General features: G+C 72.3%; 7 protein-coding genes. All 7 read left to right on the top strand.

Annotation, left to right across the window (positions count from 1 at the left end):
- The first annotated feature begins 84 nt into the window (after window positions 1–84).
- The 7 genes from ACFS27_RS20955 (at window position 85) to murC (ending at window position 9850) form a co-directional block, all read left to right on the top strand.
- Window positions 85–1680 carry a UDP-N-acetylmuramoyl-L-alanyl-D-glutamate--2,6-diaminopimelate ligase gene (locus ACFS27_RS20955; RefSeq protein ID WP_377186941.1) on the top strand — a complete coding sequence of 532 codons (1596 nt, stop codon included), beginning with the start codon at window positions 85–87 and terminating at the stop codon, window positions 1678–1680.
- 59 nt (window positions 1681–1739) lie between these two features.
- A complete protein-coding gene (locus ACFS27_RS20950) occupies window positions 1740–3215 on the top strand; it encodes a UDP-N-acetylmuramoyl-tripeptide--D-alanyl-D-alanine ligase (RefSeq protein WP_377186938.1) in 1476 nt (491 codons plus the stop codon).
- Window positions 3212–4294 (top strand): phospho-N-acetylmuramoyl-pentapeptide-transferase, encoded by a 1083-nt coding sequence (gene mraY / locus ACFS27_RS20945; protein ID WP_377186935.1) that lies wholly within the window; start codon window positions 3212–3214, stop codon window positions 4292–4294. The genes ACFS27_RS20950 and mraY overlap by 4 nt, the downstream gene beginning before the upstream one ends.
- Window positions 4291–5793: a UDP-N-acetylmuramoyl-L-alanine--D-glutamate ligase gene (murD, locus tag ACFS27_RS20940; RefSeq protein ID WP_377186933.1), complete on the top strand. Its 1503-nt coding sequence runs from the start codon at window positions 4291–4293 to the stop codon at window positions 5791–5793. The genes mraY and murD overlap by 4 nt, the downstream gene beginning before the upstream one ends.
- Before the next feature lie 19 nt (window positions 5794–5812).
- Window positions 5813–7045: a putative lipid II flippase FtsW gene (gene ftsW / locus ACFS27_RS20935; protein ID WP_377186930.1), complete on the top strand. Its 1233-nt coding sequence runs from the start codon at window positions 5813–5815 to the stop codon at window positions 7043–7045.
- Between the two features lie 115 nt (window positions 7046–7160).
- Window positions 7161–8324: an undecaprenyldiphospho-muramoylpentapeptide beta-N-acetylglucosaminyltransferase gene (murG, locus tag ACFS27_RS20930; protein ID WP_377186928.1), complete on the top strand. Its 1164-nt coding sequence runs from the start codon at window positions 7161–7163 to the stop codon at window positions 8322–8324.
- Window positions 8321–9850 (top strand): UDP-N-acetylmuramate--L-alanine ligase, encoded by a 1530-nt coding sequence (gene murC, locus ACFS27_RS20925; protein WP_377186925.1) that lies wholly within the window; start codon window positions 8321–8323, stop codon window positions 9848–9850. The genes murG and murC overlap by 4 nt, the downstream gene beginning before the upstream one ends.
- The last annotated feature ends 33 nt before the right edge of the window (window positions 9851–9883 follow it).

Genomic DNA, 9883 nt, shown 5'->3' with positions numbered 1-9883 from the left:
TTGTGCTCGGACCGCCCCACAACCGCCACGCGAGCCGCACAGACGGGACAGGACCCTCCCCTCGGAAGCGGTAGGTTCTACTCCGTGACATCCCCGTTCGACCGGATCCGTCCGGCGGCCATGACTGCGCGCAAGGTCTCCGACCTCGCCATCGCGTTCGGCCTCACCATCGCCCCAGGTCATCCCGCCGACGCTGCGGTCACCTGCGCGGCATCGGACAACCGCGTGGCGCGGGAGGGCGACCTGTTCGTAGCCCTCCCCGGCGCCCGCGCGCACGGCGCGCAGTTCGCGGCCGACGCCGTCGGGCGTGGCGCGGTTGCCGTCCTCACGGACGCACGCGGCGCTGAGCTCGTCGGAGAGCTGGACGTGCCGGTGCTCGTGTCCGACGACCCCCGCGCGATCCTCGGCCAGGTCGCCGCCTGGGTGCTCGGCAACCCCGCCGCCGACCTCATGACGTTCGGCGTCACCGGGACCAACGGCAAGACCACCACCACCTACCAGCTCGACCACCTGCTGCGGGCCCTTGGCTGGAAGGGCGGCCTGATCGGCACCGTCGAGACCCGCTCGGGGGACCGGGTGATCCCGAGCGTCCTGACCACGCCGGAAGCCGCCGACCTCCAAGCGCTGCTCGCCGCGATGCGCGAGGACCAGGTGCGCACCCTCGCCATGGAGGTCTCCTCCCACGCGCTCGCGCAGCACCGGGTGGACGGGCTCGTGTTCGGCGTGGCCGGGTTCACCAACCTGACCCAGGACCACCTCGACTTCCACGGCGACTTCGAGTCGTACTTCGCCACCAAGGCCGACCTGTTCACGCCCGCCCGCGCCCGCCGCGCCGTCGTCACCGTCGACGACACCTGGGGCGAGCGCATGGCCGAGGCAGCGCAGATCCCCGTCGCGACGCTCACCACGCTGCCGGACCGGGACGCCGACTGGACGGTGACCGACGTCGCGCCGTCGGGCACCGGGTCCGCGTTCACCCTCACCCACCGCGACGGACGCTCCCTGCGCACCTCGACCTCGCTGCCCGGCGGCTACAACGTGGCCAACGCGGCGCTCGCGGTGACGATGGTGCTCGAGGGCGGCTCGGACATCCGGGACGTGACCGACGCGCTGGCGGCCGGCAACGGCCTGAGCGCCACGGTCCCCGGTCGCATGGAGGTGCTCGCCACCGCGCCGCGCGTGGTGGTGGACTTCGCGCACAACACGGAGGCGCTCGAGCTCAGCCTCGCCGCCCTCCGCCCGACCACCACCGGCCGGCTCACCGTGGTGTTCGGCGCCACCGGCGACCGCGACCCCGGCAAGCGTCCGTTCATGGGTGCCGCTGCCGTCCGCGGTGCGGACGTCGTCTATGTGACCGACGACGACCCGCACGACGAGGACCCCGCCAAGGTGCGCGCAGAGGTGCTGGCGGGCACAGGCCGCCACGGCACGCCGGAGCGGACCGTCGATGCCGTGGACGGGAGCGGCTCGCGTACCGTTGAGGTCCACGAGGTAGCCCCGCGAGCGGATGCCATCCGTGCCGCGATCGCCGCCGCCGACCCGGAGGACACCGTGCTGGTCGCGGGCCGCGGGCACGAGACCGTCCAGGAGATCGCGGGCGTGGATCACCTGCTCGACGATCGCGTCGAGGCGCGCGCCGCGCTGGCGGCCTGGAAGGTGCGACCTCAGCAGGACGTGTAGCCACAGCAGCGGAGACGCGTGACCCGAGCAGTACCCATGCAGGAGAGGACACCACAGGCATGATCGAGCTGACTGCGGCGCAGGTCGCTGCAGCCACCGGCGGGCGGCTGCAGGCCGACCCGGACGTGATGGTCACGGGGGCGGTGATCACCGACTCGCGCGACGCCGGACCCGGTGCACTGTTCGTGGCCCTGCCGGGCGAGCGGGTGGACGGACACAACTTCGCGGCCACCGCGGTGAAGGCGGGCGCCGCGCTGGTGCTGGCCGCCCGTGAGCTGGACGGCCTGCCGACCGTCGTGGTGGACGACCCCCAGGCGGCCCTCGGCGACCTCGCCCGGCACGTCCTGGCGACGGTACGCGGCCGGGCCGACGGCTCGGCCGCGCCGAAGGTCGTAGCCGTGACCGGCTCGGTCGGCAAGACCACCACCAAGGATTTGCTCGGCCAGCTCCTCGGCCCGGAGGCCGGTGCGGGCGCCGACGCCGACGCCGACGCGATCATCGTCCCCAAAGGCTCGTTCAACAACGAGATCGGCCTGCCGCTGACGGTCCTGCGGGTCACCGACGCCACGCGCTACCTGGTGCTCGAGATGGGCGCGGACCGGGTGGGCAACATCGCCTACCTCACGGGCATCGCGCCGCCCGACGTCGGCGTCGTGCTGGCCGTCGGGGTGGCGCACGTCGGCCACTTCGGCAGCGTCGAGGCCATCGCGAGGACCAAGGGTGAGATGGTCCCCGGGGTCGTGGACGGCGGCTCCGTGGTGCTCAACGCAGACGACCAGCGCGTCGTCGCCATGGCGAGCCAGGCCGCCCCCGGGACCACCGTGCAGACCTTCGGCACCATCCCGTCGGCGGACGTCCGCGCAGAGAACATCACCGTGGACACCGCGGGCCGCGCGAGCTTCACGCTGCGCGTCGCCCGGCCAGGCGACGCCGACGAGCAGCGCGCCGACGTCGTGCTGGGGCTCGTGGGCGCGCACCACGTGAGCAACGCGCTCGCGGCGGCGACGGTGGCGCTGCGCCTCGGCGTGACCGTGTCCGACGTCGCGCAGCGGCTCTCCGGGGCCACCGCGCTGAGCCCGCACCGGATGGCCGTCACCGAGCGGCCCGACGGCGTCACCGTGATCGACGACGCGTACAACGCGAACCCCGACTCGATGAAGGCCGCACTGCGCACGCTCGCCGTGATGTCGGGCCGGACCCGTCGCTCCGTCGCGGTGCTCGGCGAGATGCTCGAGCTCGGTGACGGTGCGCGCGCCGCGCACGACGAGATAGGCCGCCTCGTGGTACGGCTGAACATCAAGCAGCTGATCGTGGTCGGCGACGGCGCCTATCACATCCACGAGGGCGCCATGCAGGAAGGGTCGTGGGGTTCGGAGTCGATCTTCGTACCCGACCTGGCTGCCGCCCGCTCGATGCTTGACGAGTCGCTGGAGCCCGGCGACGTCGTGCTCGTGAAGTCGTCCCTCGGTGCCGGGCTGGCTGAGCTCGGGGACCACCTGTCGATGGCTCTGACCACTAAGGACAACAACAAGTGATCGCGATCCTGGTCAGCGCCGCGGTGGCGCTGCTCATCGCCCTGCTGGGCACACCGGTCTTCATCCGGTTCCTGGTCCACAAGAACTACGGCCAGTTCGTCCGGGAGGACGGCCCTACGGGCCACTTCACCAAGCGCGGCACCCCGACGATGGGCGGCGTCATCATCATCGCGGCGACCCTGATCGGGGTCGCGGCCTCGATGCTGGTGTCGGGGCGGCTGCCGAGCGTGTCGGCGCTGCTCGCGCTCTACCTCATGGCGGGGCTCGGCCTGGTCGGGTTCCTCGACGACTTCACCAAGATCCGCAAGCAGCGGTCGCTCGGCCTGACCGCGCGCGCCAAGCTGATCGGCCAGGGCATCGTCGGCATCACGTTCGCCGTGCTCGCGCTGCAGTTCCCCAACGAGAACTCGCGCACCCCCGCGTCGACCAAGATCTCGTTCCTGCGCGACACCGAGCTCGACCTGGCGTTCGCCGGCGCCACCGTCGGCCTCATCCTCTTCGTGATCTGGGCCAACCTGCTGGTGTCGGCGTGGTCCAACGCGGTGAACCTGACCGACGGCCTCGACGGCCTGGCCACCGGCGTCTCGATCATCACGTTCGGCGCGTACGTGCTGGTCGGCATCTGGCAGCTCAACCAGTCGTGCCAGTTCCTGGCCACCGCTGGCCCGCGCTGCTACGAGGTGCGTGACCCGCAGGACCTCGCGATCGTCGCCGCGGCCGTCACGGGCGCCTGCGTCGGCTTCCTGTGGTGGAACGCCAACCCGGCGAAGATCTTCATGGGCGACACCGGCTCGCTCGCCCTCGGTGGCGCACTGGCCGGTCTGTCGATCCTGAGCCGCACGGAGCTGCTCGCCGTGATCATCGGCGGCATGTTCGTGCTCATCGTCTCGTCGGTGGTCATCCAGGTCGGGTTCTTCAAGATGACCGGCAAGCGAGTGTTCAAGATGGCCCCGCTGCAGCACCACTTCGAGCTGTCGGGGTGGGGCGAGGTCACCATCGTCATCCGGTTCTGGCTCATCGCGGGCCTGCTCGCGGGTCTTGGCATGGGCATCTTCTACGCCGAGTGGGTCGCCTCGTGACCGAGGTTCCCGGCACGCCCGAGGCGTCCGGCGCGTCCGAGGCCTCCGGCACGGTCGAGCCGCGCGTCCCGCTCGCGGAGGCACGGGTCGTCCTGGCGGGGCTCGGCGTCACGGGGCGGTCGCTGCGGCGGGTTCTGACCTCGCGTGTCGCGTCGCTGGTCACCGTCGACGACAAGGCCGCGGACGCCGACCACTCCGGGCTCGACGCCCCCGCGGCGGCCGCCGTCCTGGCGCAGGCCGACCTGCTGGTCGCCTCGCCGGGCTTCGCGCCGCACCATCCGGTCATCGCAGCGGCGCTGGCAGCCGGCGTGCCCGTGTGGAGCGAGGTCGAGCTCGCGTGGCGCCTGCGGGTCGACCGTCCGGGTTCGGGCGAGCCCGCCCAGTGGCTCGGGATCACCGGGTCCAACGGCAAGACGACCACCGTCGAGATGCTGGCCGCGATCCTGCGTGCGGCGGGCCTGCGCACCGCCGCGGTGGGGAACGTCGGCCGCTCCCTCGTCGAGGCAGCTCTCGACCCCACCCTCGACGTCCTGGCGGTGGAGCTGTCGAGCTTCCAGCTCCACTTCACCCACACGATGTCCCTCCAGGCCGGTGCGGTCCTGAACGTCTCGCCCGACCACCTCGACTGGCACGGTTCCGTCGACGCGTACACGCGCGACAAGGGCCGCATCTACGAGCGCGTCCAGGTGGCCTGCGTCTACAACGTCGCGGATCCCACGACCGAGGGCCTGGTGCGCGAGGCCGACGTCGTCGAGGGTGCGCGTGCCGTCGGCTTCGTGGCCGGCGCGCCCCGCCCCGGTGACCTCGGACTCGTCGACGACGTGCTCGTCGACCGCGCCTTCCACGCCGCTGACGACGACCCCGACCGCCGCAAGAGTGCCGCGGAGCTGGGCACCCTCGCCGACCTGAAGCAGCTGGGCGACCTGGCCGGCGTCGTGCCGACCCACATCGTGGCGGACGCCCTGGCCGCCGCGGCGCTGGCCCGCGCGCACGGTGTGCCCGCCGGCGCCGTCCGCGACGGCCTGCGGTCGTTCGGGCCGAGCGAGCACCGCATCCAGCGGGTGACCACGGCGGACGACGTCACGTACGTGAACGACTCGAAGGCGACGAACGCGCACTCGGCGGCCGCCTCGCTGGCGGGGTTCGCCCACGGGACGGTGGTCTGGATCGCCGGCGGCCTGGCCAAGGGAGCCACGTTCGACGAGCTCGTGTCGTCCCGTGCCGACCGCATGCGCGCGGCGGTGGTCATCGGGGCGGACCCGCGCCCGCTGGCCGACACGCTGGCCCGACACGCGCCGCAGGTCCCGGTGGTGGTGATCGATCCCGGTGACACTGGGACCGTGATGCGCAGGGCGGTAGCCGCAGCGCGGGACCTGGCACAGCCGGGGGACACCGTGCTGCTGGCCCCGGCAGGTGCGTCGCAGGACCAGTTCGCCTCGTACGCCCGGCGTGGCGAGGAGTTCGCACGCGTGGTGCGTGACCTCACCACCACGCACTGACGCGCGGGGAGGACGGCGGATGGCCACGACGGGAACGAGCCGGAGCGCGCCTGAGCGTTCGTGGCTGGGTCAGTGGAACTCCAACGTCTCCAGCTACTACCTCCTGGTGGGCACCACCGGCCTGCTGACCGTGATCGGCCTGATCATGGTGCTGTCCAGCTCGACGGTGACGTCGATCGCCGATGGCGGGTCGCCGTACACGGCGTTCCTGGTCCAGGCGCAGTACGCCCTGATCGGCCTGCCCGTCCTGCTGGTCGCCGCGCACCTGCCCGTCCGCTGGTACAAGCGCCTCGCGCTGCCGGGGCTCGCCGCCGCGGTGGTGCTGCTCGTCGCGGTGATCTTCATGGGTGAGATCACCAACGGGCAGCAGAACTGGCTGTCGTTCGGGCCGGTGCGGTTCCAGCCGTCGGAGCTGGCCAAGCTCGCCCTCGCGATCTGGCTCGGCACGGTGCTGGGCCGCAAGCAGCCGCTGCTGGGCAGGTGGTCGCACGCGATCATGCCTGCGGCGCCGGGCGCGGTCGTGGTGATCGGCCTCGTGCTCGGCGGGGGAGACCTCGGCACGGCGCTCGTCATCGGCCTGCTGGTGGCGGGCGCGTTCTTCGTGGCCGGCGTGCCGTTGTCCCTCCTGGGGCTCGGCACCACGATCGCCGCGGTCGTCATCGGGTACGTGTTCATCGTGCAGCAGGACGGCGGAGACCGGCTGCAGCGCATCATCGCCACGTACGGCGCCGAGTGCGACGCGGCGTCGGAGTGCTACCAGTCCCTGCACGGCCTGTTCGGGCTGGGCACCGGTGGACTGTTCGGCGTCGGCCTCGGTGGGAGCCGCGAGAAGTGGAGCTATCTGCCCGAGGCGCACAACGACTTCATCTTCGCGGTGATCGGCGAGGAGCTCGGCCTGTTCGGCACGGTGCTGGTCCTGACGCTGTTCGCCGTGCTCGGGCTGGCGATGAGCCGGGTGATCCAGCGGCACACCGACCCGTTCGTCAAGGTGGCCACTGCCGCCGTCGCCTGCTGGATCGTGGGGCAGGCCTTCGTGAACATCGGCGTGGTGATCGGCGTCCTGCCGGTGATCGGCGTGCCGCTCCCGCTGGTATCCGCCGGTGGTTCTGCCCTGATCACCACGATGGCCGCCCTCGGGATGGTGATCTCTTTCGCCCGAACGGAGCCAGGGGCTGCCAAGGCACTGGCTGCACGCGGTAGCGTCGTCCGCAAGTCACTGGCTGTGCTGGGCGGCGCGGTCCGTAGACGGTAGAAATGTGCACGGTGGCTCAGTCCATGACGAGATCCGGCACGTCAGATCCCGTTTCATGGCGGCCGCAGCGCACCGATCCGCCCGGAACGTACGTCCGGGCGACGACGAGAAGGTGATGATGAGCTCAGCAGTTGTGTCGGTGGTGCTCGCCGGTGGCGGTAGCGCGGGACACGTGAACCCATTGCTCGCGGTGGCCGACGAGGTGCGGCGCCGGGAGCCCGGTGCGCGCGTGCTCGCGCTCGGCACCACGACCGGCCTGGAGGCCGAGCTCGTGCCTGCTCGCGGCTACGAGCTGCGGCCCGTCCCGCGCGTGCCGATGCCGCGCCGGCCCAGCCCCGACCTGTTGCGGCTCCCGGGCAGGCTGGCCGCTGCGGTGAAGGTGGCGGAGGAGGCGATCGACGAGATCGACGCCCAGGCCGTGATCGGCTTCGGCGGGTACGTGGCCACCCCGGCCTACCTCGCGGCCAAGCGCAGGGGCGTGCCGATCGTGATCCACGAGCAGAACGCCCGGCCGGGTCTGGCCAACCGGCTCGGTGCGCGGTGGGCGGCCCGCGTCGGCCTCACCTTCGCGGGCACGCCCCTGCGCGGTGGCGTTCTCACGGGCCTGCCGCTGCGGCAGGCCATCGCGGCCCTCGTGCAGGAGCGGGAGGCCGACGCGGCGGGCGCGCGGGCCCGGGCCGCGGCGGAGCTCGGCCTGGACCCTGCGCTGCCGACCCTCGTCGTCACGGGTGGCTCCCTCGGCGCGCTGAACCTGAACCGCGCGGTGTCGGGCGCCGCCGCTCAGATCCTCGCCGCTGGCGCGCAGGTGCTGCACCTGACCGGCAAGGGCAAGCTGGACGAGGTGCGCGAGACGCTTGCGGGGGTCCCTGCGCTCGATGACCGGCGCTACCAGGCTCGCGAGTACCTGGAGCAGATGGAGCTCGCCTACGCGCTGGCGGACCTGGTGGTCTGCCGCGCCGGCGCGGGCTCGGTGGCCGAGCACGCAGCGCTCGGCATCCCCGCCGTCTACGTACCGCTGCCCATCGGGAACGGCGAGCAGCGGCTCAACGCGGCCCCGCTGGTGGAGGCGGGCGGTGGTCTGCTGGTGGACGACGCAGACCTCACACCCGACTGGGTGTCCAGCAACGTTCCTACGCTGCTCGCGGACCGCGAGCGGCTCGGTGTCATGGCGAAGGCCGCGCGGTCGGCCGGCACCAGCGACGGCGCGGCACGCGTCGTCGATCTCGTCGAGCAAGCCGTACGGTCAGCAGGTACCGACACCACGGAGGTCAGGTCATGAGCACCACGGTCACGGATCAGATGACGGGTCAGGTCGCACAGCTCGGACGCGTTCACATGATCGGCATAGGCGGGGCGGGCATGTCCGTCGTCGCCCGGCTGCTCGCCGGGCGCGGTGTGTCCGTGCAGGGCTCGGACGCCGCCGAGTCGGAGACGCTGGAGGCCCTGCGGGCCGCGGGCGTCAAGGTGTGGGTCGGCCATGATCCGGCCCACCTCACGGGGGTGGACTCCGTGGTGATCTCCAGCGCCGTCCACGAGGACAACCCGGAGCTCGCCGCCGCACGGGCCCGCCGTCTGAACGTGCTGCACCGCTCCCAGGCGCTGGCCGCCCTGATGGAGGGGTCGCGCGGCGTCGCGGTCGCCGGCGCGCACGGCAAGACGACGACGTCGGCGATGATCGCGACGATCCTGCGCGAGGCCGGCCTCGACCCGTCGTACGCGATCGGCAGCACCGTGCGCACCGCGACCGGCTCGACGCCTGGCGGTCACCTGGGCGCGTCCGACGTGCTCGTGGCAGAGGCCGACGAGTCGGACGGCTCGTTCCTCAACTACACGCCCACCATCGCGGTGGTGACGAACGTCGAGGCGGACCACCTGGACCACTACGGAACCCCTGAGGCGTTCAACGGTGCGTTCATCCGGTTCGCGCGTCGCCTGGTGTCCGACGGCTGGCTCATCGCGTGCGCCGACGACGAGGGCTCGCTCTCCGTGGGCGCCACGATCTGCGCAACGGGCGGCCACGTCATCACCTACGGCACCAACGACACCGCACGCGTGCGGGTCACGGACATCTCGACCACGCCGGAGGGCACCACGGCCGTGCTGCGCGGCGACATCCTCGGCACCAACGAGCAGGTGGCCGACGGCGCGGGCGTGTCCGGCACGGTGCCGGGCATCCCGATGCGGCTCTCGGTCCCCGGCAAGCACAACGTGCTCAACGCGACCGCCGCCGTCATCGCCGCAGTGAAGCTGGGTGTGGCGCCAGAGCAGGCCGTCGCGGGCGTCGAGGCGTTCATCGGCACGGGACGCCGCTTCGAGGAGAAGGGCACGGCCGACGGCGTGCGCGTCGTCGACGACTACGCCCACCACCCGACGGAGGTCCGGGCGGTCCTGACGGCGGCCCGCGAGATCGCCGACGGCGGCCGCGTGCTCGTCCTGTTCCAGCCGCACCTCTACTCGCGCACCAAGACGTTCGCCGAGAACTTCGCCAAGGAGCTGTCCGCCGCCGACGAGGTGGTGGTCACGGACATCTACGGGGCGCGCGAGGAGCGGGACCCGTCGATCACGCCCAACACGATCGTCGACCTGATGACGGACCACGGCGCCGTCTACGCGGTGCCGGACCGCCTGGACGCCGCGCACGCGATCGCGGATCTCGCCCGACCGGGTGACGTGGTGCTGACGGTCGGTGCCGGTGACGTGACGCAGCTCGGCCCGGCCGTCCTGGCGCGTCTGACCGGCCGCGTGGCCGGCCTGGTGTCCGGCGGCTCCGCGACCGCCCCTGCCTCGGGGCCGGGCGAGGACTGATGCGCCCGCCCGCGCGTCCTCGCGCCGCGGGCA

The organism is Promicromonospora vindobonensis, assembly GCF_042685865.1.
In the GTDB taxonomy this organism is placed as follows: domain Bacteria; phylum Actinomycetota; class Actinomycetes; order Actinomycetales; family Cellulomonadaceae; genus Promicromonospora; species Promicromonospora vindobonensis.
This window is presented reverse-complemented; position numbering and strand designations above follow the sequence as displayed.